Origin of the sequence: Aestuariivivens insulae (assembly GCF_022662195.1) — a bacterium.
Lineage (GTDB): Bacteria > Bacteroidota > Bacteroidia > Flavobacteriales > Flavobacteriaceae > Aestuariivivens > Aestuariivivens insulae.
On the sequence record NZ_JAKMCS010000023.1, the window covers coordinates 1 to 25,410 of the forward strand.

15 protein-coding genes are annotated in these 25,410 nt (G+C 39.8%); 6 read left to right on the forward strand and 9 right to left on the reverse strand.

The window, feature by feature from the left end:
• The coding region (locus MR062_RS17090) for a T9SS type A sorting domain-containing protein (RefSeq protein ID WP_242206540.1) at positions 1–1,280 on the forward strand (1,280 nt) is incomplete at its 5' end.
• Positions 1,281–1,563: 283 nt separating this feature from the next.
• Here the strand turns inward: MR062_RS17090 and MR062_RS17095 are convergent.
• Complete coding sequence (locus MR062_RS17095) at positions 1,564–2,949, reverse strand: T9SS type A sorting domain-containing protein (protein WP_242206541.1); 1,386 nt, start codon at positions 2,947–2,949, stop codon at positions 1,564–1,566.
• A gap of 183 nt (positions 2,950–3,132) precedes the next feature.
• Positions 3,133–5,568, reverse strand: a complete 2,436-nt coding sequence (locus tag MR062_RS17100) for an FG-GAP-like repeat-containing protein (protein ID WP_242206543.1) — start codon at positions 5,566–5,568, stop codon at positions 3,133–3,135.
• Between the two features lie 505 nt (positions 5,569–6,073).
• Between MR062_RS17100 and MR062_RS17105 the strand changes: the two genes are divergently transcribed.
• Entirely contained in the window at positions 6,074–8,314 is a 2,241-nt protein-coding gene (locus tag MR062_RS17105) for a MopE-related protein (RefSeq protein ID WP_242206559.1), read from the forward strand.
• A 269-nt stretch (positions 8,315–8,583) separates the two neighbouring features.
• A complete protein-coding gene (locus MR062_RS17110; RefSeq protein ID WP_242206561.1) occupies positions 8,584–14,817 on the forward strand; it encodes a MopE-related protein in 6,234 nt (2,077 codons plus the stop codon).
• An 81-nt stretch (positions 14,818–14,898) separates the two neighbouring features.
• On the opposite strand, the gene MR062_RS17115 is transcribed toward MR062_RS17110, so the two are convergent.
• From MR062_RS17115 to MR062_RS17130, 4 genes are all read right to left on the reverse strand, one after another.
• Positions 14,899–16,113, reverse strand: coding sequence for a T9SS type A sorting domain-containing protein (locus tag MR062_RS17115; RefSeq protein ID WP_242206564.1), 1,215 nt, complete (start codon positions 16,111–16,113; stop codon positions 14,899–14,901).
• Positions 16,114–16,463: 350 nt separating this feature from the next.
• Positions 16,464–17,336 (reverse strand): nucleoside phosphorylase, encoded by an 873-nt coding sequence (locus MR062_RS17120; protein ID WP_242206565.1) that lies wholly within the window; start codon positions 17,334–17,336, stop codon positions 16,464–16,466.
• Positions 17,337–17,493: 157 nt separating this feature from the next.
• Positions 17,494–17,823, reverse strand: coding sequence for a translation initiation factor (locus MR062_RS17125; RefSeq protein ID WP_242206568.1), 330 nt, complete (start codon positions 17,821–17,823; stop codon positions 17,494–17,496).
• Between the two features lie 6 nt (positions 17,824–17,829).
• Positions 17,830–18,780 carry an isopenicillin N synthase family dioxygenase gene (locus MR062_RS17130; protein ID WP_242206573.1) on the reverse strand — a complete coding sequence of 317 codons (951 nt, stop codon included), beginning with the start codon at positions 18,778–18,780 and terminating at the stop codon, positions 17,830–17,832.
• Positions 18,781–19,083: 303 nt separating this feature from the next.
• Between MR062_RS17130 and MR062_RS17135 the strand changes: the two genes are divergently transcribed.
• Positions 19,084–21,063 carry an alpha-ketoacid dehydrogenase subunit alpha/beta gene (locus MR062_RS17135; protein ID WP_394800551.1) on the forward strand — a complete coding sequence of 660 codons (1,980 nt, stop codon included), beginning with the start codon at positions 19,084–19,086 and terminating at the stop codon, positions 21,061–21,063.
• A 4-nt stretch (positions 21,064–21,067) separates the two neighbouring features.
• Positions 21,068–21,940: a sterol desaturase family protein gene (locus MR062_RS17140; protein ID WP_242206576.1), complete on the forward strand. Its 873-nt coding sequence runs from the start codon at positions 21,068–21,070 to the stop codon at positions 21,938–21,940.
• Here the strand turns inward: MR062_RS17140 and MR062_RS17145 are convergent.
• Complete coding sequence (locus MR062_RS17145) at positions 21,937–23,229, reverse strand: dipeptidase (RefSeq protein ID WP_242206578.1); 1,293 nt, start codon at positions 23,227–23,229, stop codon at positions 21,937–21,939. The genes MR062_RS17140 and MR062_RS17145 overlap by 4 nt on opposite strands.
• A gap of 66 nt (positions 23,230–23,295) precedes the next feature.
• Between MR062_RS17145 and MR062_RS17150 the strand changes: the two genes are divergently transcribed.
• Entirely contained in the window at positions 23,296–23,703 is a 408-nt protein-coding gene (locus MR062_RS17150) for a 3D domain-containing protein (RefSeq protein WP_242206579.1), read from the forward strand.
• An 11-nt stretch (positions 23,704–23,714) separates the two neighbouring features.
• Here MR062_RS17150 and MR062_RS17155 read toward each other — a convergent pair whose 3' ends face one another.
• Both MR062_RS17155 and MR062_RS17655 read right to left on the reverse strand, forming a co-directional pair.
• Positions 23,715–24,272, reverse strand: coding sequence for an ExbD/TolR family protein (locus tag MR062_RS17155; protein ID WP_242206581.1), 558 nt, complete (start codon positions 24,270–24,272; stop codon positions 23,715–23,717).
• A gap of 81 nt (positions 24,273–24,353) precedes the next feature.
• Positions 24,354–24,485 carry a hypothetical protein gene (locus tag MR062_RS17655; protein ID WP_262916865.1) on the reverse strand — a complete coding sequence of 44 codons (132 nt, stop codon included), beginning with the start codon at positions 24,483–24,485 and terminating at the stop codon, positions 24,354–24,356.
• Between the last annotated feature and the right edge of the window lie 925 nt (positions 24,486–25,410).

The window sequence follows — 25,410 nt, forward strand, 5'->3', positions numbered from 1 at the left end:
CACCATACGAGGTGAACTTCGACGGCGGTGGTTTTGCAGCACAGACCTCACCAGCGGTATACAATAACCTAATGGCCGGTACCTATAACTGGACGGTACGTGATGCCAATAATTGTGAGATGTCAGGATCAGAGACGGTAGGTGAACCATCATTGTTAACCTGTGAAGCTTCAACAGGAGAGCTAATGTGTGAAGGATTACCAATTTCCTTAACAGTAGTGCCTGCAGGAGGAACACCACCTTATAGCATTAAATGGACCAGTACAGGTTCGGCGACCTATGACGATGATACAGCGACAAGTACCATGGCTCATGGTGCGGTAATTGGGGAAGTATTCACTGCTACTGTAACCGATGCCAATGATTGCGAAACAACCTGTATGGTAACAGCTAACTTATATAATTGTGTACCAGAATGTGAAACAGCATTTGGTGTAGATACATATATTGAAAACGATTTGGTTTATGTAAATGATGGCCCAGAAGGCGTAAGCAGTTGTTTCCGTAACGATGGCTTTAAACGTTGGGGTTGGGTGAATAAAATCACCGAATTTGGAGAGCATGAATTCGATTTATATGCAGGAGCAGGACGTTGTGATATAAGTAAGGGAGCCTATGCAGGTACAGTTACATTAAATTATGAAAATAATGGCATGGTAACGGTGACCTATGAAATGGCACAAGGTTATGTGTTGTCTGAAGCCCATGTATATGTTGGTTGTGATCCATATCCAAAAACCAATAATGGGGAATATACAGTAGCTCCGGGACAATATAGCTTTAATGCAGGGGATTTAGGTTATGTACAAACAACCTTTAGCACACCTCCAATTTCGGCTTCTGGTGATTTCTATTTCATTGCACATGCTGTAGTTTGTGCAACAGATATTCCACCGGGACTTTATCTTCCTGCGTCACCAATGGAAGGCGGAGAATTTGCACCACCTAGTGAATCATTTGTATATCCAGATTGTGAAGTCGATACTGGTGGATGGGGCAAAATTGAAGATAAAAAAGTTAGCTTTACAGCTTATCCAGTACCATTCGAAAATGAAGTTAATATAGGTTATAAGTTTGAATATGATACTGATGTGACAATTAATGTGTATGATATAAAAGGCGCATTAATTAGACAAGCTGAAAACACTAGCTATATTAAAGGTACTTACGATAGTACAAAAATAGATTTATCTTATACAGATGATCAAATGTACTTTGTACGAGTGACTACCAAAGAAGGTACATTAGTTAAGAAAATTGTATCTTCAACGGAACAGTAAAGTAATAACCTAACTTAAAATAATTTTATAAAGCAAAAGGGAGCAACTTAATAGTTGCTCCCTTTTTATTATTATTTAGCGCGAATAATGATTAAGAGTCCTTTAATGTCTCTTCGAGTGAAAATCTGGAAGAATTTAGTATCGAGAAGTACTTTTAGTGGGGAATTTATTTGCCTGCCTGTCGGCAAACAGGTTTTCGATACATACCGACAGTAAACGTCGGCACACTCAAACTGACATAAATTCCTTATCCATTATTCTCGTTATGTCGTAATGTAATGGTTTAAAGTTTAACAAACTTTAGTGATGTTTTACTGTTTTCAAAATGGATCACATAAATACCGGTATTTAGAAAAGAAACATCTAAAGCACTGTTGCTACTGTTAATCAATTGAGAGCTTAGAACTTTTTTGCCTATTAAATTATAAACAGAGACTTTATATTCTTTATTTTGAATGTTTTTAAAGTTCAACACATTTGAAGTAGGATTTGGATATATGCTTACGCTGTTTATTTCAAGGTCATTAACACTTAAGGAAGGTGCATAGGTATTGTTTTCAAACCAATTTAAATGGTTCTCAGTTCCAGAAATACTGGCCATATCTAAATCACCATCGTTATCGAAATCATTAACGGTGAAGGCCGTGATATCATTTTGTGTATTGTCTACAACCGTCTCACTAGAAGGGTTGGAGTTTTTGTACCATGTGGTTTCGTCGGTTGTAGCTGTACTTGAATAGCCCACTACCACATCATTTTGTGAATCGTCATCAAAATCGGATACCATGACGGCCGTTGGATAGATGTTAGACGTAGAAAATACGGTTTCGGTAAAGGAGCCATTGGACTCTTTCTTGTACCAGGCCGTGGTTGTATATAAATCGGATTTTATAATGTCCAAATCTCCAGCATTGTCAACATCAGCAAACGAAATATCATTAATATAATAATTCCCATTGGCAATAATGTTAGGGTCAATTGTAAATGTAGGGGAGCTGGTTTGTGACAAATTGTTGTTATAGATCCTGGCAGCATGGAGCTTCCCGTATGCAATAACGATATCCAAGTCACCATCATGGTCGTAATCGGCCAGATCAAAGTCTCGTGGCCCAGATAGGGCTGTATCACTTATCGTGTTAGCACTTCCAAAATTACCGGATCCATCGTTTGAATACCAAGCCACTAGGTCTGAAGCATAGGCTGAGACTACAACATCAATAGTATTGTTGCCATCAATATCGCCTACTTTTACAGAAAAGGCTTCTAACAATCCACTTGCAATCAATTTTTCGCCACTAAAATTACCATTACCGTCGTTTTTAAACCAAACCGCTTTTCCAAAGGAATTAGAAGTGGCAATAACATCATTCTTAGAGTCGTTGTCTACATCTGCAATGGTAATACCAGTTACTTTAGTTAGATTGGAAGCAATAAGTGTTTGGGAAGAGAAAGTCCCATTTTTATTGTTCTTGTACCATTCAACAGTATTACCACTATAGGTTCCAATAACAATATCCGCATATCCATCATTGTTAAGGTCACCAGAATCAATTACCCTGGGGTATGCTCCTGTGTTTGTACTAATGTTTTGCTTGGCTCCAAAAGGCGATTGGCTAAAAATAAAGCAGGTAAATAAAAGGCTGGTTAGACTAAGTATCAATTTCTTCATAACATGCATCATTAAGTTCATTGTAAATTTAATATAAAAAAGTCGTTTTATCTGATTTTTAAGCCTTTAGTCGATGAAAAACATAATATTTTATGATATTCGAAGGAAAAAATATACATTTTTTAATTGTTTCAGACTCAATTAGGCCTATATTGGCAAATTAAAATTAATTTATAGCTTAACTTATTTGATTACAATACGTTGCGTTTTTAATGCCTGTCCACTGTTATCAACTAGTTGTAATACATAGAAGCCTTTGGCAATTCCATCAAGATTGATGCTAGCTGTATTTGAGGTGGATAAATTCAAATGACTTTTATAAACCAATTGACCTGTGAGGCTATAAAGTAAAGCTTCTGCATTTGTATTGAACCTGGTATTCACATTAATATACAAGTATTGGGATACCGGATTAGGATAAATTTTAAATGCTTCATTAGAAGTTCCGTTAATATTTTCTTCCGGAGCTATTGCTACTTTTTGATTTGATCCGCTTTTAGATGAAGGGGTAGATGTAGTACAATAGGTTACAGCACTCAGATCAATAGCCATCTTGGCACTGGTATTTCCGTTTAAGCCATCGTAGAGTTTTACAGTAACGCTTAAAGTCCCATCTGGTAGGTTAATAGAAACGGAATTAACACTGGAACCACTATAAGAGCCATATAAAATTGTACTTCCAGAAGTGTTAACATAGTTTACATCTACTTTTTCGATGTACTTACCACTAGGTTTACCTTTTAGTTTATCTCCAATATTACTTATTTCAAAAGAAATATTTTGACTATTGCTGGGCAAATTCAAAGTAGTGTTGGAAGCCCCAGTTCCAGAATGGGAAAGCGGATTAGTATTAAAACTCAGTATTTGTCCCTCGCATGGGGTTTCACATCCGTCGGGAATGCCATTACCATTAGTATCAATGGTATCATCAAATCCTGGGCATTGATCATTGTCATCACAAACACCATCACCATCACTATCTGGACAAGCTATGGTATTTGAACAAAATGTTATAGTCCCTAAATTAACACTTAACGTTGTATTTGAATTACCATCATAACCATCAAATAAACTAACACTTACAGATGCTACCGATCCAGTAATATTAATGTTGACAGCATTCAAACTAGCACCACTGTATGTCCCTTCAGTTATAGTAGCACCTGAACCATCAACATAAGTAACAGTTATTTTTTCTATATATTTAGTACTTTCTTTTCCTTTAGTTTTTTCGTCAAGCCCACTTATGGAAAAAGAGACATCTTGGCTGTTTAAAGGAAACGTTTTATTAATATTTTTTGATCCTGAACCAGAATGGGTTAAAGTACTGGTCATGAAATTTGTGGTCTGTACGGTGCAGGGTTCGGTAGTGTCTTCACACCCATCAGGAATACCATTACCATTAAGATCAATATTGTCATCAAACCCAGGACATATATCATCAGGGTCACATACACCATCGCCATCAGAATCAGCTAAACATCCAACGGCACCATCAGCTAGGTTTTCAAACCAATTCAAATGGTTTTCACCAGAAGCAATACTGGCCATATCCAAATCACCGTCATTGTCAAAGTCATTAACGGTAAAAGCAGAGATGTCATTTTGTGTATTATCTACAACGGTCTCTCCAGAGGGGGTGGCGTTTTTGTACCATGTGATTTCGTCACTGGTGGATGTACTGGAATAGCCCACCACAACATCATTTTGGGAATCGCCATTAAAATCGGAAACCATAACGGCTGTGGGATAGGTATTCGACGTAGAGAATATGGTTTCGGTAAAGGTGCCATCAGATTCTTTTTTATACCATGCTGTAGATGTATATAAATCGGTCTTTATAACATCCAAATACCCACTGTTATCAACATTACCAAACGAAATATCATTGATATAATAATTTCCGATAGCTATATAATTCGTTTCACCAGTGAAGGTTGGGGAGCTGGTTTGTGACAAATTGTTGTTATAGATTCTGGCGGCATGCAGCTTTCCGTATGCAATAACAATATCCAGATCGCCATCATGGTCGTAATCGGCCAGGTCAAAATCCCGTGGCCCAGATAGGGCTATATTACTTATCGTGTTGGCACTTCCAAAACTACCCGATCCATTGTTTGAATACCAAGCTACAAGGTCTGAGGCATAGGCTGAGACCACAACATCTATGGTATTGTTACCATCAATATCTCCCGCTTTTACAGAAAAAGCTTCCAATAATCCACTAGCAATCAATTTTTCTCCACTAAAATTGCCATTACCGTCGTTTTTAAACCAAACCGCTTTTCCAAAGGAATTAGAAGTGGCAATAACATCATTGAAGGAATCGTTGTCTAAGTCTGCAATGGTAATTCCTGTTACTTTTGTTAGATTGGAAGCAATAAGTGTTTGGGCAGAAAAAGTCCCATTTTTATTGTTCTTGTACCATTCAACAGTATTACCCGTGTAGGTGCCTATAACAATATCCGCATATCCGTCATTGTTAAGGTCTCCAGATTCAATTACCCTAGGGTAAGCTCCTGTGTTTGTGGTAATGTTTTGTTTGGGCCCAAAAGGCGATTGTCCATAGGTTAAACAAGACAATAGAATTCCTGTGGCTACTAGTAATAATTTTTTCATGACTATTTTAGGTTAAGCTTGGGAAGATAAATGTATCAAAAAATACACTTAAACGTATTTTTGAGTCTTTTAATCGACTAAATACAGTTTATTTTATGAAATCTATAAGAATAAACCTATGGTAATTTGATAATTGCTATTAATCAGTCCCCAATAATTTTTCATTAAATACGTTGAAATCAGCTGTTTAGATGTCAACTTAAAAAACATATTTCGCGCAAAAGTAAATTTTATTTTGAGCTTTGGATGTTAAAAACTCAAAACTTATTAACATTTAGAGTGTTGATAATCAATTTTTTATGTTAAAATTGTGTTTTGTAAGTAAACAAATAATTGGGGTGTAATGGTTTTATCACTTTCTCTGATAAAACTTGTGACAAATTAAAAATAGCTTTTCAATTTAGTTTACAGCAGGTTATCAAGTTTTTTTGCCTTATATCTACAATACCAGAGTTTCAGGTAATTATGTAATATATTTAGTAGTAATAACTTAACCCTCATTAAAATGAAAAATATCTACTGTTTTATTTTACTGTTATTCCTTGTAAATAGTTTATCGTCACAAAATTGTAATAGTATTATATTACATGAAACCTATATGGCAGGGAATTCTGGTTATGAGGAGGAAATAACAAATACAATAGTCCCTGGAGAGTACATTACAATTACAGATATATTTACCAATAATTATACATTTACCTCTTATTTGGGGAGCACCCATGACTATATTACCATTAGAAAGACCTCAGACGATACTATTATTGCAGAAGGGACATCGCCTTTAAACTATACTTTTCAAGCAGGGGACATTCCAGATAATAGTATTAAATTAATTATTCATTTGGATAGTACCTGTGACGATACCGATAATGGTAACCATACCATTACGTTATTGAACGAAACGAACTTACCAACCTGTTTTGTACCCGAAAATTTAAAGGTGACTTATTTGTCCAATCAACGATTGGATTTTACATGGGATGCTCCAAGTACAGGATCGGCTCCAGTAGGCTATGAATGGGAAATAGGGTTGCCAAGTTTTGTGCCCGGAACGAATGCAGAGGAAGTAAAAGGGACGACAACTGGGACTAGTGCAAGCTCTGGGGATGTTTTAGATCCAAATACAGATTATGAGGTCGCTATACGTTCGGATTGTGGATCGGGAGATTATAGCATTTGGTATATAACGCCATCTTTAAAAACATTGCCAGAAGATGCCAATCCACCACAGAACGATCTCTGTAGTGGTGCGACCATTCTAATTCAGGAAACGGGCATAGCAGATACTTCTTTGGCAACGGTAGTTAACGGATCGGTATATGGCGGAGCAGAAACCAATTTTTCTGGAGAAAACTGTGATGGCAATACTGTGGATAACGCCAGGGATGATGTGTGGTATAGTTTTATTGCCCAAACCAGTGATATAAATATCGAATTAATACCGGACTTTAATGGGATTTTAACCTTGTTTTCTGGTGATTGTAATACCTTGGTAGATATTGCCTGTAGTGATGCTAATGGGGGATTGGTGCCTAGGGACGAATCTATTTACTATAGCAACCTAACTGTTGGGGATACCTATTACTTTAGGATCTATTACCAAGGGTTTTCTACTCCTAATCCTAATTTTGAATTCAAGTTATGGTCTTCACAATCTATAACCGATGAAGATGGAGATGGCTATGCAACAAACGGAGGGGACTGTGATGATTCAAATGCTAATTTAAACCCAGAGACAGTATGGTATTTGGATGCCGATAGCGACAATTATGCTATATCTACAGTAGTTCAGTGCAATAGTCCGGGTATCGGATATACTACAGATGTTTTACCGGTAACCGATTGTAATGATAACGAACCAGATTCATATCCAGGGAATACAGAAATATGTGATGGTATTGATAACGATTGTGATGGATTGATGGATGATGATGACGATAGCATAACGGGGCTGAACACTTATTATCGTGATAACGATTTGGATGGGTTTGGAGATGCAAGCAATGCTATTCAAGCATGCTCGGCACCTATGGGATATGTAGTAGATGGTACCGATTGCAATGACGACGAATCAGACTCGTACCCAGGGAATACAGAAATATGTGATGGTATTGATAATGATTGTGATGGGTTGGTCGATGATGATGACAATGGTATAACAGGGCAGAACACTTATTATCGTGATAACGATTCCGATAGTTTTGGAGATGCGAATAATGCTGTTCAAGCATGTTCGCAACCAACTGGTTATGTCTCGAATGATACCGATTGTAATGATATGGAGCCTAATAGCTTTCCTGGAGCCACGGAAATTTGTGATGGAATGGATAACGACTGTGATGGAGAAGTGGACGAAGGATTTACCGATTCCGACAATGATGGTGTGGCAGATTGTGTCGACAATTGTCCAAACCATAGCAATCCAGGGCAAGAAGATGCGGATGATAATGGTATAGGGGATGCCTGTGAAGGCTTATCGGTGGAAGATTTATACTTAAAAGATGTGCGGGTTGAACCAAACCCTTTCGATTCCAATATAAGGGTGCATTTGCCACAGAATTATGAAAATATAAAAATTGGGATAGCACTCTTCGATTTAAATGGCAGGGTGATTTACAGCGATTATCAAACCAGTCAAAACGCTACCCTTGCCATTGATTCGCTTTCGCAACTACAAAACGGGATTTATTTACTAAAAATTTACAACCATATAGGGGTTGTTGTGAAGCAGGTGATTAAGCTATAAAAGGTTAGATTTTTAATGATAAATTATAAAATGCATTTCCATACTATTTATATGATTTTCAAAACAATAAAATAATAAGTATCTAGTTTTTTATTTCTTTTTGTCGATGTTTTATGCGCTTTGTCTGTTTTATATGATGTTGTAATAAATAATAAATAAATTTAAGATAGCCTCTCGTCATTTATGGAATTAGCCTAACCTTGTTGAATTTTCAATACTATAGCTCTCCCGAGAAATAGCAATAGTTTTATGAATTCAAAAAGGATGGCATGAATAAAATTGCATTCATTGGTCTTGTATTAGTTTCGCTATGGTCCCATGCTCAAAATTGTGATAGTAATACCAATATAGGTAGCTTTGAAGCTCAGAACACGGGAGATACAGAGCAAATAACCAGTACCATATACGCAGGGGAATATATAACAGTAACCAACATACTTCCAGCAGAGTATACCTTTACCTCCAATTACCTTGGTAGTACTGACTATATAACCATAAGGAATGATGATGGAAGCACGGTTTTGGTAGAAGGAGATTCCCCATTAAACTATACCTTCCAATCAAGCGATATCCCAACGGGTGAAATTCGGGTGATAATACATTTGAGCAATAGTTGTGATAGCGACAGTAATACCCATACGGTTAATTTACTGAAAGTGCCTACCTGTTATAAGCCTGAAAATCCAAAGGTAGATTATTTATCGAATAAACAATTGGACTTTCATTGGGATGCTCCAAGCTCGGGTCCCATACCTTTAGATTATGATTGGGAAATTGGCCTTTCGGGATTTACTCCTGGCACAGGTAACCATATTGTAAATGGTTCAACGGGAGGCGCAACAACTGCGTCATCTGGAGAAAATGCGCTTACGACTAGTACAGCTTATCAAGTTGCGATTCGTTCCAATTGCGGGTCTGGTGATTACAGTGTTTGGTTAGTAACAGGAACCATTACAACCCTATCAAGCGATCCTCCTACTAACGATTATTGCAGTGGGGCTATATCGGTCATCCAAGAAACAGGTAAGGCAGATGCAGCTTCAGCCACTGGAATTGTTGGATCTGTTTTAGGAGGAGCGGGAACCAACCAGGATGCCGAAATCTGTGATACCAATAGTGCCAATGCACGAGACGATGTATGGTATTCATTTTTGGCCCAAGCCACAGAGGTAACAATTACTTTAGAGCCCATGTTCAATGGTCGCTTGAGCCTGTTCTCTGGCGATTGCAATGCATTAACCCTACTGGATTGCAGCGATGCCAATGGCGGGCTTGCACCAACTACAGAAGAAATGACCTATAGTGGTTTTGTAATAGGAACTACCTATTATTTTAGGGTGTACTCACAGGGGTTTTCAGCTTCCAATCCAAATTTTACATTGAAACTGTGGTCAACAGCCGTAACTACAGATGGCGATATGGACGGTTATAGTGACGAAGTAGATTGTGATGATACCGAGTCTATGGTATATCCGGGAGCCCCCGAACTCTGCGATGGGCTGGATAACGACTGTGATGGGGTAGTGCCAAGTGATGAAATCGATAATGATGGGGATAGTTATTCAGAATGTGAAGGAGACTGTGACGACACAGACGACACTGTCTATCCCAATGCGCCCGAACTGTGTGACAATAAGGATAACGATTGTGCCAATGGCGTGGACGATGGCCTGGTGTTCGAGGACTATTATACCGATGCCGACGGCGATGGTTATGGGGACGCTACGGATGCACCGGAGAGTTCATGTAGTGTCGTTTCTGGAAAGGTGACCAATAATTTGGACTGTGATGATGGTAATGCCAATATTAACCCCGGGGCCACGGAAGTAGCGGGCAATGATATAGACGAGGATTGCGACGGCAGTTACCTTCGTTACGTTGATGCCGATGGTGATGGCTATGGCTCCACCACAACGGTCTCTTCCTCTATGGCCACACCCGATACGGGAGAATCCAATGACGGCACGGACTGTGATGACACCAACGTAAACATTAATCCAGGAGCCACGGAAGTAGCGGGGAACGATATAGACGAGGACTGCGACGGCAGTTACTTAAGGTACGTTGATAACGATGGCGATGGCTATGGCTCCACCACGACGGTCTCTTCCTCTACGGCCACACCAGATACGGGAGAATCCAATATCAGTTCGGACTGCGATGACGGAAATGCCAATATTAACCCCGGAGCCAAGGAAGTAGCGGGCAACGATATAGACGAGGATTGCGACGGCAGTTACCTCAGGTACGTTGATGCCGACGGCGATGGCTATGGCTCCACCACAACGGTCTCTTCCTCTACGGCCACGCCAGATACGGGAGAATCCAATGACAGCACAGACTGCGATGACACTAACTTAAACATTAATCCAGGAGCCACGGAAGTAGCGGGCAATGATATAGACGAGGATTGCGACGGCAGTTACTTAAGGTACGTTGATAACGATGGAGATGGCTATGGCTCCACCACAACGGTCTCTTCCTCTACGGACACACCAGATACGGGAGAATCCAATGAAAGCACAGACTGCGATGACACTAACGTAAACATTAATCCAGGAGCCACGGAAGTAGCGGGGAACGATATAGACGAGGACTGCGATGGCAGTTACTTAAGGTACGTTGATAACGATGGAGATGGCTATGGCTCCACCACAACGGTCTCTTCCTCTACGGACACACCAGATACGGGAGAATCCAATGAAAGCACAGACTGCGATGACACTAACGTAAACATTAATCCAGGAGCCACGGAAGTAGCGGGGAACGATATAGACGAGGACTGCGATGGCAGTTACTTAAGGTACGTTGATAACGATGGAGATGGCTATGGCTCCACCACAACGGTCTCTTCCTCTACGGACACACCAGATACGGGAGAATCCAATGACAATACGGACTGTGATGACGGAAATGCCAATATCAATCCAGGGGCCACGGAAGTAGCGGGCAACGATATTGACGAGGACTGCGACGGCAGTTACCTCAGGTACGTTGATGCCGATGGCGATGGCTATGGCTCCACCACAACGGTCTCTTCCTCTACGGCCACACCAGATACGGGAGAATCCAATGACAGCACGGACTGTGATGACACCAACGTAAACATCAACCCAGGAGCCACGGAAGTAGCGGGGAACGATATAGACGAGGACTGCGATGGCAGTTACCTCAGGTACGTTGATACCGACGGCGATGGCTATGGCTCCACCACAACGGTCTCTTCCTCTACGGCCACACCAGATACGGGAGAATCCAATGACAGTTCGGACTGCGATGACGGAAATGCCAATATTAACCCCGGGGCCATGGAAGTAGCGGGCAACGATATAGACGAGGATTGCGACGGCAGTTACCTCAGGTACGTTGATGCCGATGGTGATGGCTATGGCTCCACCACAACGGTCTCTTCCTCTACCGCCACACCAAATACGGGAGAGTCCAATGACAGTACGGACTGTGATGACACTAATGTAAACATCAACCCAGGAGCCACGGAAGTAGCGGGCAATGATATAGACGAGGACTGCGACGGCAGTTACCTCAGGTACGTTGATAACGATGGAGATGGCTATGGCTCCACCACAACGGTCTCTTCCAATACGGCCACACCAGATACGGGAGAATCCAATGACAGCACGGACTGTGATGACACTAACGTAAACATCAACCCAGGAGCCACGGAAGTAGCGGGGAACGATATAGACGAGGACTGCGATGGCAGTTACCTCAGGTACGTTGATAACGATGGAGATGGCTATGGCTCCACCACAACGGTCTCTTCCTCTACGGCCACACCAGATACGGGAGAATCTAATGACAGCACAGACTGTGATGACACCAACGTAAACATCAACCCGGGAGCCACGGAAGTAGCGGGCAATGATATAGACGAGGACTGCGATGGTAGTTACTTAAGGTATGTTGATAACGATGGCGATGGCTATGGCTCAACCACGACGGTCTCTTCCTCTACGGCCACACCCGATACGGGAGAATCCAATATCAGTTCGGACTGCGATGACGGAAACGCCAATATTAACCCCGGGGCCACGGAAGTAGCGGGCAACGATATAGACGAGGACTGCGACGGCAGTTACCTCAGGTACGTTGATGCCGACGGCGATGGCTATGGCAGCACCACAACGGTTTCTTCCTCTGCGGCCACGCCCAGTGCGGGAGAGTCCAATGACAATACGGACTGTGACGATATGGATGCAGATGTGAACCCAGGGCAGGTCGAGATATTGGACAACGGGAAGGACGACGATTGCAACCTGGCCACCTTGGATAGTTCTGCTGATATTGATGATGATGGCGATGGCTTTACGGAGAACGAAGGTGACTGCGACGATACCAAAGCGGCGATCTATCCTAATGCCCCCGAACTCTGCGATGGACTGGATAACGACTGTGATGGGGTAGTGCCAAGTGGTGAGATCGATAATGATGGAGATAATTATTCAGAATGTGAAGGGGACTGTGACGATACGGACGACACCGTCTATCCCAATGCGCCCGAACTATGTGACAACAAGGACAACGACTGTGCCAACGGCGTGGACGATGGCCTGGTGTTCGAGGACTATTATGCCGATGCCGACGGCGATGGTTACGGGGACGCTACGGATGCACCGGAGAGTTCCTGTAGTGCCGTTTCGGGTAAGGTGACCAATAATTTGGACTGTGATGATACTAATGTAAATATCAACCCGGGGGCCACGGAAGTAGCGGGGAACGATATAGACGAGGATTGCGATGGTAATTACCTCAGGTACGTTGATGCCGATGCCGATGGCTATGGCTCCACCACGACGGTCTTTTCCAATATGGCCACGCCTGATACCGGAGAGTCCAATGACAATACGGACTGTGACGATATGGATGCAGATGTGAACCCAGGGCAGGTTGAGATATTGGACAACGGTAAGGACGACGATTGCAACCTGGCCACCTTGGATAGCTCTGCTGATATTGATGATGATGGCGATGGCTTTACGGAAAACGAAGGTGACTGTGATGATACCAAATCGGCGATCTATCCTAATGCCCCCGAACTCTGCGATGGACTGGATAACGACTGTGATGGGGTAGTGCCAAGTGGTGAGATCGATAATGATGGAGATAATTATTCAGAATGTGAAGGGGACTGTGACGACACAGACGATACCGTCTATCCCAATGCGCCCGAACTATGTGACAACAAGGACAACGACTGTGCCAATGGCGTGGACGATGGCCTGGTGTTCGAGGACTATTATACCGATGCCGACGGCGATGGTTACGGGGACGCTACGGATGCACCGGAGAGTTCATGTAGTGCTGTTTCGGGTAAGGTGACCAATAAACTGGATTGCGATGACACCAACGTAAACATCAACCCAGGGGCCATGGAAATAGCGGGCAATGATATAGACGAGGACTGCGACGGCAGTTACTTAAGGTACGTTGATGCCGACGGTGATGGCTATGGCTCAACCACGACGGTCTCTTCCACTACGACCACGCCCGATACGGGAGAGTCCAATGACAATACGGACTGTGACGATATGGATGCTGATGTGAACCCAGGGCAGGTCGAGATATTGGACAACGGGAAGGACGACGATTGCAACCTGGCCACCTTAGACAGTTCAGCGGATATAGACGATGATGGCGATGGCTTTACGGAAAACGAAGGAGACTGCGACGATACCAAATCGGCGATCTATCCTAATGCCCCCGAACTCTGTGATGGACTGGATAACGACTGTGATGGGGTAGTGCCAAGTGGTGAGATCGATAATGATGGAGATAATTATTCAGAATGTGAAGGGGACTGTGACGACACGGACGACACCGTCTATCCCAATGCGCCCGAACTGTGTGATAACAAGGACAACGACTGTACCAACGGCGTGGACGATGGTCTGGTGTTCGAGGACTATTATACCGATGCCGACGGCGATGGTTACGGGGACGCTACGGATATACCGGAGAGTTCCTGTGGGGCGGTTTCCAGTAAGGTGACCAATAATTTGGACTGCGATGATAGTGATATAATGATAAACCCAGATGCCTCGGAACTATGTAATGGAATAGATGATAATTGTGATGGTGAGACCGATGAGGGTTTTGTTGATACCGATGGGGATGGAGTAGCCGATTGTATTGATAATTGTCCCACTGTAAATAATACCAACCAAGCTGATGCCGATAATGATGGTGTCGGTGATGCTTGTGAAGGGTTAAGGGTTGATGATCTAACCCTAAAAGATATTTGGGTGAAACCCAATCCGTTTAATGCCACTATTGAAATTCAGTTACCTTCTAGTTTTAATGATGAATTATTTGCCATTACTTTATTCGATCTTAGGGGAAGGCTTATAGTCGATCAAGAAAAAATATGTGTTAAGGGGAGTATAGCGCTTAATGGTTTGGAAGCTTTTGAACAAGGCGTATACCTACTAAAGATAAGAGCAATGGATAATAAACACTATTTTAAGCGCATGGTTAAATATTAACACTCATGCTTAATAGTATGAAAAAGGCTTCTAATTAATTTTTAGAAGTCTTTTTGTATTAAGTTGGTCGTTAGCATTTGGTTATTTTACGATCAGTTTTTTAGTTGATTCGTTAGTACCATCATGCACTTTTAAAAAGTACATGCCAGTGTTTAAATTGGAGATATCCAATTGGACACTTTGATTGCGTAATGTTTTGGAAACATACTTAATAAGTTTACCTTGAATGTCATAGATATTTACAGCTATGTTATTGTTAGATATTTTGTTGAACTTTAGATTGACAATATCTTTAGCTGGGTTGGGATACATGGCAAAGTCATTAAGAATCTTATCATTTACTCCCAGTGTTGCCGTTTTTGTGGCGCAAATGTAAAAGGTTTCGTTTTGTCCTATTTGCTCTGGAAATACGCGAACATATAATGTTACCCCTTGTTGTGTTAGAAGGTTAATTTTAGAAAACAAGTCAGTACCACTATCTTTATCACATTCAATCTCTGTTAATGCACCACATGTACCCGAATAAATGGAGATGGCAGTATCAAAAACATTAGATCCATTATCTTCAGATGTTTCAATGGTTATGTCATAGGGTTGATCATTGTCTACTTGTATTTCAAACCATACATCACCTCCTTCATTTGATGTATTTTGACAGTTTATTGGATCAGAAGAGGGTGTTGCTTGGTTAAATGTTTTTAAAACAGGGGAAGAGCAATCATTTGTTAAAGGTAATATTTCAGCAGAAGAACAATCATCATTAGTAGCGACTAAAGGATGGTCTACTTCAAATAAACACATGTTAAAATCACCATACTCAGCAGAAGATTCATACCAAAATCTAACATAAATCAATGTGCCAGCTGATTCTGTTACTGTAATTTGAGGAAAAAAATCGCTAGAAGCTTTATCGGGGTTTCCGTCGTTATCACATCCAATGGAAACTAGACTATTACAAGCGTCGGAACTATTGGTTACAGCAAAAATTTCTAGCGCAGGATCATAGTAAGCCGATGAACTAGTGCTTGAAGTAACAATTTTTACAGCTTGACCATTAGCGGGCATTTGAAATTTGTACCAACGATCTTTGATAGAGCTATTGACTGCACAGTCAGGATCAGCAAATACGTTTTCATCATTCTCTGTACCATCATAAGTGTAAATGTTGTTAGAGCAGTTAACGCCTATATTACTCGTTAGATCAATAGCGCTACTACAATCATCGTTAGCTGCTTGTGAAATAGCTTGATAACATGAAAATGTAAACAGTAAAACAATTAAAGTAATTTTTTTCATAAAGATTAAGTTTAAGAGATATTTAAATTTATAGAAAAAATAAATCTAGGCGCAGAATTTTAGTTTAACCGTACAATTAATTGGTTTAAAAGAACTTGGGAAACAGACACTTGTGAAAATGGTTGTTCAAAAATTAATAACTAGGGTTTTAAATTATAGAAAAATGAAAGTAGGGTTAGCTACAAAAGAGGTTCTAGTCTGTAGCTCCTCCCTATCTAAGCGCACTCTAATTGCACTCTAATTGCACTCAAGCCCTATTAAGCCCTGTCCAAGAGTAAATATTTTGGAATATTAAAATAAAAACGAGGTCACCTACAGCTTATTCGGCGACCCGTTTTTCAGTTATTAAATCATGCTTCTGTAAGCTTATCCAAAGTATATAAAATAAGGTTTTCAATAGTTTGCCCGGGGTTTTTACTAAACGAACCATGCGATCTATTGGATATGATGGCATTTAGGGATAGGGCATGGTGTCCCATTAACTTAGCCAAACCATAAATAGCACTGGTTTCCATTTCCAGATTGGTAGCACGAACGTCCTGATAATTAAAAGTCTCGATTTTAGAATTTAATTCATTGTCTTGCAATGCCAGCCTTAGCACTCTGCCTTGAGGGCCATAAAAGCCACTGGCTGTAACCGTCATACCATGGTAAATGTGATGGTTTGAAAAATGCTTTTCCAGTACAGGACTACATGTAATAATTAAGGGTTTGCTCTTAAAACTTGGCCATTTGGTATGTTCAATAAAAGCTTGCTCTATATCTGGGCTAGTGATGTTGTCCAGTTGGTAATTGTGTAGCATTCCGTTTAAATCAAGCCCATGGGTGCTAAGTACAAAGGCATCTAACGGAATATCATTTTGGAGCGTGCCAGAGGTTCCTATCCTAATGAAATTAAGAGAGGTAAGATTACTTTTTGGTGTTCTAGTCTCAAAATCGATATTAGCTAGGGCATCAAGTTCGTTTAGAACAATATCGATATTGTCCGGACCTATTCCAGTAGAGACTACCGATAAGCGTTTACCTTTATAAAACCCCGTATGTGTTTTAAACTCCCTCTTTTGGGTGGTAAATTCAATAGAATCGAAATGTTTACTAACTTTTTCCACACGATCTTGATCACCAACCAAAATGATGGTTTCGGCAATATGTTCTGGCTTTAAATTAAGATGATATATACTACCATCTGGGTTTAGGATAAGTTCGGAGTTTTTAATGGACATGGATTGGGTTTCTAAGTTATTAGGTTATTGGGTTATTAGTTTTTGGAACAGCTTAGCTATGTTTTTTTCATTCTTAATCAAGCTTTTCTACAGCATCTATAATCTAAACTGCTCACTGCTTTTTGAACACTGAATACTGAACACTGAATACTAAAAATCACCCACCAACACGCTTTACCTTAAAGCCTTTGTCTTTTAGTATTTGCATAATCTTATCGCGGTAATCACCTTGAATAATAATTTTGTCATCTTTAAAACTACCACCAACACTCAACTTGGTTTTAATGTCCTTGGCCAACATTTTAAAATCTTCGGTAGCTCCTGTGTAACCTTCAAGAATGGTTATGGGCTTGCCTTTTCGTTTTTCATATTTACAAATAATGGGGTCGTCTTGTAGCCACAAGCCATCATCTTCATGAGTTTCGTTTGGGGTTTCTTCTGAAACGTGATCTGGAAATAAGTTTTTTAGCTGATCTTGTAAATCCATTTCAAACTATTTTTTTATTAAGCCAAGTTCTATTAGGCGTTCATTTAAAAATTCACCTGCAGTAATATCGTCAAAAGCCTTGGGATGATCCGCATCTATACAACTATCCAAAACATTCAGTTTCATATCGCTTATAGGATGCATAAAGAACGGAATGGAGTATCGTGATGTACTCCACAGTTCCCTGGGAGGGTTCACCACGCGGTGTATGGTAGATTTTAATTTGTTATTGGTATGCCTGGATAACATATCACCAACATTAATCATAAGTTCATCGGGTTGTGCTATGGCATCTATCCATTCTCCTTTATGGTTTTGAACCTGAAGTCCACGGCCTTGAGCGCCCATTAACAAGGTAATTAAATTGATGTCGCCATGTGCCGCGGCACGAACCGCTTCCTTAGGTTCTTGGGTTATAGGCGGGTAGTGGATAGGTCTTAAAATGGAGTTGCCATTATAAATGTATGAATCAAAATAGGTTTCTTCTAAGTCTAGATATAAAGCTAAGGCCCGTAAAACATATCTCGCTGTTTTCTCCAACATTTTATAAGCTTCCTTACCTATGGTATTAAACGCAGGTAATTCCTCAACAAACACATTGTCTGGGTATTCTTTTTCCAGAGTAGGGTTGTTTTCAACATACTGTCCGAAATGCCAGAATTCCTTTAGGTCACCTTCTTTTTTACCTTTAGCGCTTTCCTTTCCAAAAGAGACATAGCCCCGTTGGCCTCCAATATCAGGAATCTCATATTTTTGTTTAACTTCTAGGGGAAGATTAAAAAAGTTTTTGACTTCCTGGTATAAGTTATTGACTAATTTATGATCTAAAAAATGGCCTTTTAGGGCTACAAAACCAATCTCTTGGTATGCTTTGCCAATGGCGTCTACAAATTGTTCCTTCCTTTCGGGGTCACCAGAAGTAAAATCGTTTAAATTAACACTAGGGATAGTATTCATAAGAGCTTTGATTATAATGTAGTTTTACAAAAGTACAAAATCGTAGGAATAGTTATTGGGTTATTGGGTAATAGTTATTAGGGGATATGCATTGTGACTGAATACTGCGACTGCTACTGTTGACTTTAGCTTCTGTTTCTGTCACCTGTTATCCAACTTCTATTTTCTCATAAATGCACAAAGTTCCCGAGCTATATTTATTTGACTTATTATTGCGAAAGCTGCTGCAAACAGAATACTAAATTTACACTATATTTGATATATTCGAAAACTAAGCATATGCATACATCGAAGACTTCGGCAATGATCAAATACGATATTAAGAATCTAAATACTGAAGACCTAATTCTTATTTATAAGAATATTTTAAAGCCTAGGTTGGTAGAGGAGAAGATGCTTGTTTTGTTACGTCAGGGAAAAATAAGTAAATGGTTTGCTGGTATAGGACAAGAAGCCATTGCCGTAGGGGTTACAATGGCACTTCATCAAGAAGAATATATACTGCCCATGCATCGCAACCTAGGGGTGTTTACAACAAGAGATATTCCGCTTCATCGATTGTTTTCCCAATGGCAAGGAAAAGCCAATGGTTTTACCAATGGTAGGGACCGTTCTTTTCATTTTGGTACCCAGGATTATAGAATAGTGGGGATGATTTCGCATTTGGGGCCACAATTGGGAGTGGCCAATGGCATTGCTCTGGCTTCAAAAATAAAAGATAAAAAGCAGGCTACAGCTGTATTTACAGGAGAAGGAGGTACTAGCGAAGGCGATTTCCATGAGGCGTTAAATGTGGCTTCGGTATGGCAACTGCCAGTTCTTTTTTGTGTTGAGAATAATGGCTACGGCTTATCAACACCAACAAACGAACAATACCGTTGTGAGCATATCGCCGATAGGGCTGCAGGTTATGGCATGGAATCCCATATTATAGATGGCAATAATATTATTGAAGTTTTTACAAAGGTTTCAGAATTGGCCAAAAGCATACGTAAAAACCCACGTCCCATACTACTGGAATTTAAAACGTTTAGGATGCGTGGACACGAAGAAGCAAGTGGAACAGCGTATGTACCGCAAGAACTTATGGATGCTTGGGCAGCTAAAGATCCGGTATTGAATTTTCAATCCTTTTTGAGGGACGAAGGTATGTTAACAGAAGCAAATGACGTTTTGATAAAAGAAGCGCTACATAGTGAAATTAATGACCATTTAGATATTGCTTTTAGTGAAGCTCCTATTCAACCAGATTTATCAAAGGAATTGGATGATGTTTATAAATCCTTTGAATACAAACCTGTTATAGCGGGTCAGGATTCTAGTGAAGTTCGATTTGTAGATGCTATTTCACAAGGGCTGAAACAGAGTATGGAACAACATCCTGAATTGGTAATTATGGGCCAGGATATTGCAGAGTATGGAGGGGTGTTTAAAATAACCAAAGGGTTTTTAGAGCAATTTGGTAAAGACCGTGTGCGCAATACGCCTATTTGCGAATCGACCATTGTTGAAGCTGGTATGGGCTTGTCTATTGCAGGAATGAAAAGTGTTGTGGAAATGCAATTTTCCGATTTTGTGTCATCGGGCTTTAACCCAGTGGTTAATTATTTGGCTAAGTCACATTACCGTTGGGGGCAACATGCCGATGTGGTGATAAGGATGCCCTGTGGAGGCGGAGTAGCAGCAGGACCGTTCCATTCGCAAACCAATGAGGCCTGGTTTACAAAAACACCTGGATTAAAAGTAGTGTATCCCGCTTTTCCTTACGATGCCAAAGGGCTTTTGGCAAGGGCCATTAACGATCCCAATCCAGTATTGTTTTTTGAACATAAGGGGCTTTACAGGACTATAAGGCAAGAAGTACCAATAGATTATTATACATTGCCTTTTGGAAAGGCATCCGTTTTACGGGAAGGTAATCAGGTGAGTATTATTGCTTATGGGGCTACTGTACATTGGGCATTGGACACATTGGATAGGAACCCAGATATTTCTGCCGATGTGATTGATTTAAGGACTTTACAGCCATTAGATACTGAAGCTATTTTTGAATCGGTTAAGAAAACGGGCAAGGCCATTGTTGTACAGGAAGATACTATGTTTGGAGGTATAGCCAGTGATATTTCTGCAATGCTAATGGAAACGTGTTTTGAGTATCTTGATGCCCCTGTGAAGCGAGTAGCCAGCTTAGAGACCCCAATACCGTTTGCCAGCCAATTGGAGGCACAGTTTTTACCCAAACAACGGTTTGAGGAAGCATTGAAATTATTGTTAGCGTATTGAGGTAATGGAATTTTTAGACCTGTTTTTTAAAGCTATTAAGGGCACGATAGATTGGACTTGGCGTTCTATTGTTTTCGATGTGCCTTGGTATACCAATTACTTTTGGGGCTTAATAGTTATTTCTATAGGTGTCTGGTTGTTGGAAATAGCTTTTCCTTGGCGTAAGGAGCAATCTATTTTTAGAAAGGATTTTTGGTTGGATGCCTTCTATATGTTTTTCAATTTTTTCATCTTTGCTATCGCGATTAGTGGGTTTTATAAGGTTTTGGAAGCGCTCTTCTTGAAGCTTGGCCTTACTATGAAGTCCGTTTCGCTTGTCGATATATCTAATCTGCCACAATGGGGCCAATTGCTTATTTTCTTTGTGTTATCAGATTTTGTGCAGTGGTTCACCCATGTGCTATTGCATCGCTTTAGGGTGCTGTGGCGCTTTCATAAAGTCCATCACTCGGTGAAGGAAATGGGATTTGCGGCACACTTGCGTTACCATTGGATGGAAAATATTCTATATAAGCCATTAAAGGTATTTGCAGTGATGCTATTAGGAGGTTTTGAACCCGAACAAGCATTTATAGTGCATTTTGTAGCCATAGCTATTGGTCATTTAAACCATGCCAACATCAAGTTGACTTATGGGCCGTTAAAATATATTTTTAATAACCCCGTGATGCATTTGTACCATCATGCCTATGCGCTTCCTAAAAATAGAGCATATGGTGTAAATTTTGGGATAAGCCTAAGCCTTTGGGATTATATCTTTAAAACCAATTATATTCCAGAGGATAGTGGTACCATAACTTTAGGCTACGATGGCGACCAAAATATGCCCAAAAGCTTTTTTAAGCAAGTGATTTACGGATTTAGAAAAAGGGATTAGTTTAAGGTTTTGGCAATGGCTTGAACAGCATCTAAAACCCGAAGTAAATTCCCGCCCCAAAGCATTGCAATTTCATCTTCGGAATAACCACGCTTTACCAATTCCAGGGTAACATTAAAGGTTTCTGAAGCATCCTGCCAACCTTCAATACCACCACCGCCATCAAAATCACTACTAATACCAACATGTTCAATACCTATTTTTTTAACCAAATAATCAATATGGTTAACGAGATCCGTTACATCTACAGCAGGAGGAACATGATCCATTTTATTTAGTTTTTTTCTGCGTATGGAAGTCATCACATCATAGTGTTTGTAATAAACTTCTTTTTCGGTATTGGGCAAATTTTTAATAGCGTCCAGATCAATCCATTCAACACCTAATGAATCCATAATTTGTTTACCAATTTTAGTTTCGATTTCAGAACGGGCTTTTATCTTTTCTGAATTTAAATAGGCGGCAAAGGCCACTGTTTGTACCACACCTCCATTTTTCTTGAGCCATTCCAATTGTTCATCGTCCAAATTTCTGCTATGGTCACATAATGCCCTTGCCGATGAATGTGAAGCAATAATAGGCGCTTTGCTCAATTCAATCATTTGTCTCATGGCTTCTTTTGAAGGGTGTGATACATCAATCATCATCCCCAATCGGTTCATCTCCTTGATCACCTCTTTACCCAAATCGCTTAACCCGTTATGTAACCAAACGCCATCTTTTTCACCTGTATTACTATCGGATAATTGGCTATGGCCATTATGTGCCAATGACATATAGCGCGCTCCAAGGTTATAGAAATTCTCTACATTACTTATGTCGTTGCCAATGGGGTATCCATTTTCAACGCCTATCATGGCTACTTTTTTGCCAGATTTAGCAATACGCTTTACATCTTCCGATGAGGTTGCCAGTGCTATTTGATCTGGAGCAATGTCTTCAACCAGTTTATGGATTGCATTAAATTTCGCCATGGCATTTTTATATGCTTTTTGATAACCGTTTTCAGTTAGGGAATCCTGTCCAGTATATACAATAAGCCAGGCAACGTCCAATCCGCCAGCCTTCATTTTAGGCAATGTTATCTGCGAATTTAAATTTTGTGTATAGTTAATGGAATCTGTGAAATTTTTCACCTCAATATCGCAATGTGTATCTATGGTAATTACATGCTCGTGTATTAATTTGGCTTGTTCCATAAGGTTTTGTGGGGCTTTAATGGTTTTAGAGTCATTTTTACAAGATAATACTAGGATTAATAAGGCTGAAAAATAATATTTGAAAGTCATGCGTTAAGTGGTTGGTTTATAATGGTTAAAATACGAAAAATAACTTTTTATAATTATATTTATAATATGGTTAGGTTTTTAATCATATTGACGACTTTTTCCCAGTTTTTTTTAGGCTGTAATAAAATTGAAGACCCTTACGCCAATTACGATTGGCAGACTATTGAAGTTACAGCTACGGCTTATAATTCTTTAAGATATCAAACAGACGGGGATCCCCATATTACTGCTTTTGGGGATAGCTTAGTTCCTGGATTACGCTATGTAGCAGTATCGAGGGATTTGTTAAAGAAAGGCCTTAAGCATAATACGCCAGTTAAAATTGAAGGCTTGGACAGTATTTATATTGTAAAGGACAAAATGCATTACCGTTGGAAAAACCGCATAGATATCTATATGGGGCTTAATGTTAAAAAAGCTAAAGCTTGGGGCAAAAAAAAGGTGACTATTGCTTATGGTATTCCCAAAGAATAATGTTTGGTATTTTACTTTGTCGCTGCTTCAGAAAGTTTAAAGGGGTAAGCTTCTCTTACAGTTTTTAACTCTTCTTTCGATAAATTATCTATTGGCTTTTTGAGCACTGTTTCGCAATAGGTTTTTCTAAGTTCAAAATAGGCTAGGGTCAATTGGTCTTGAACTTTAATGTAATGACTGTAGCTGGTTTGTTTAGCGTTTTGTAGCGAAATAATAGCTTTGTTTGGGTTGTCGGATGCGTCCAAAGATTTTGTGCCATTACAGTAGGTGCAACTTCCATCGCCATTATTATCTAAAAAGGCCTTTGTAATTTCCTTGAGTTCATTAATGGAAATGATCTCGCCTTCTACCATTATGTCATCTTTATTATTAAGGGCTATGCGTAAAACATTACGTTCATTGATTTTATCATTGCATTCTTGTCCATCAGGGCAGGGGCTTGGCAACTTTCTATTGATGCCTTGGTCTTTGGGGATTGTAGCGGTTACCAAGAAGAAGATAAGTAATAAAAAGGCGATGTCGGCCATGGAGCCCGTATTAACTTCGGGCATTTGTCTGGAGTGTCTCATGGGTTTGTTTTTATGATTTATTTAACAAATCTCAAAAACAATACCATAATTGAGTCAACATCAAAGGGTTATGGCTTGTCTTTAATGGGCATAGCGTTTGCAGCCTCTCCAAATGCCATCTTGATGATATTGCGTTAATAATTTTCTGGTGTGCAATAAACACTCATGTACTAATTGGTTCCTGTGCCTGGAAATTTTTATAATTGCTTTCATAACTATTGTTTTTTTTTGATTGATGAAATTTGTGATTAAAAAGACGTTACTTATTTGTAACGTCTTTTGCTGTTCCAATTATAACTTTTAGAATTGGGTAATTTGCTTGTTAACTGATTTGTGTTTAAAGTTCTCATTGTTTTTCGTTTTTTAATTGATTTATACTAGATAGACGACAAGAAATACATTTTGTTACAGTACTATGTATAACAAAGTACATAATTAACATTTTTTAACGTTTTCGGTTTTATACAAGAAAAACTTCCTTCTTGTTTTTTTGGGGTATCTGTTGTTTGATAAAGAAAACCCTTCCAACTTTAAACTCAAATAAGAGTTTAAAGCCACCTTCCCTTTTAACTACCGTGTGTACACAAATATTGAAGAGCTAAAAAACGGGCTCCAAATAAAAACTAGCCACGAATAACACATATTATCACGAATAAATAGGTGCTTATGTTTGCGCAAAGAATCGGTTACGGGCCATCCCACGAATTGATTTCCGCCTTTGGCGGAAATACCAAAGCCTGAAAGGCTTAAAATTAGTGTGATGTCTAGTTTCTATTACACAATGATAGTTCTTTATAAATGACACATTCGTGTATTCGTGGCATTATGAGATGTGTGCACAGGTAGTTTATGAAGGAGGAGTGGCTTCGGATTCTGGTGCAGAGCTAAGCTGATCTAAGCTAAGTTGGAGCTTGGAAACCGAAAACGATGTGGTATTAATAATGAATATGATGTTTTTATCATGCATTGGGCGTTTTGGATTTCTTTAACCTTTTCTAACGGTTTCTAACAGTCTTTTAATTATAAATAATGTTGCTTTAGGAATAGTTTTTGTTAAGAAATAGTCAAAATCATGACTTGTATTAAGGATTTTATAGATAAAGAAATATCTTTGACACGAATTAGCTACTTTATATAA